The organism is Pseudomonas japonica, from assembly GCF_900188455.1.
In the GTDB taxonomy this organism is placed as follows: Bacteria; Pseudomonadota; Gammaproteobacteria; order Pseudomonadales; family Pseudomonadaceae; genus Aquipseudomonas; species Aquipseudomonas japonica.
Genome location: NZ_FZOL01000060.1, coordinates 1 through 1,128 on the forward strand (window position 1 = coordinate 1; position 1,128 = coordinate 1,128).

1 protein-coding gene is annotated in these 1,128 nt (G+C 67.6%); it reads left to right on the forward strand.

The window, feature by feature from the left end; all coding sequences use genetic code 11:
• Window positions 1-1,128: type VI secretion system tip protein TssI/VgrG (gene tssI, locus CHB99_RS29350; protein WP_141137359.1), on the forward strand; the 1,128-nt coding region annotated here is incomplete at both ends.

The window sequence follows — 1,128 nt, forward strand, 5'->3', positions numbered from 1 at the left end:
CAACCCCGCCATCGACTTCGGCCAGGTCCTCGACCGTCCGGCGCTGCTCACGATCTGGCAGGGCGGCCAGGAGGTGCGTCATGTGCACGGCTCGGTCAGTTCCTTTCAGCAGGGCGAAACCGGCTTTCGTCGCACCCGCTACCGCGCCATCGTCGAGCCGCGCCTGGCTCGCCTGCGCCTGGCCTCGGACTGGCGCATCTTCCAGACCCTGAACGTGCCCGACATCGCCACGGCGATGCTGAAGAAACACGCCCTCACCCTGGACTACGAGCAGCGCGTCACCAACCCTCATGCGCCGCGGGAATACTGCGTGCAGGCCGGCGACAGCGACTACCACTTCGTCGAACGCATCATGCGCGAGGAAGGCTTTTTCTATGGTTTTCGGCACAGCGCCGAAGGCCATCGCCTGATCCACTGCGACCGCCTGTGGATCTTCGGCAAGCAGCCCGGCGAGCCGGTGGAATACAACCCCAGGGCCGGCGGCGATCGCCCTGGTCCGGCGCTGCACCGCTTCACCTACGGCGAGAACGTGCGCAGCGCCCGCCAGACCCAGCGCGACTACAGCTTCAAGAACCCCAAGTACCACCAGCAGACCTGGCGTGAGGCTTCGGACCTGCAGCACCAGGCCAGAAGCTACGAACGCTACGACTACCCCGGACGCTACAAGGGCGAAACCGGCGAGGCCTTCACCCGCGACCGCCTGCGTGGTCTGCGCGGTGATGCCTGCCAGGCCATCGCCGTTGGCGATGATGCACGCCTGGTCCCGGGCGTGTCCTTCGACCTGATCGGCCACCCGCGCGAGGACATGAACCGCGGCTGGCGCCCGGTGCATCTGGAGCACCACGGCAGGCAGCACGCCAGCCAGGCCGAGGACGGTTCCGACGCCGAGCAGGGCACCCACTACGAATGCACCGCCACCCTGGTGCTGGACGATGCCGAATGGCGCGCCGAAGCGCTGCCCAAACCGCGCATCGACGGCCCGCAGCCAGCCCGGGTGGTGGGCCCGCCGGGGGAAGAGATCTACTGCGACGAATACGGCCGGGTGAAGGTGCAGTTCCCCTGGGACCGCGAGGGCAAGGGTGACGAACACAGCTCCTGCTGGATTCGCGTATCGCAGAACATCGCCGG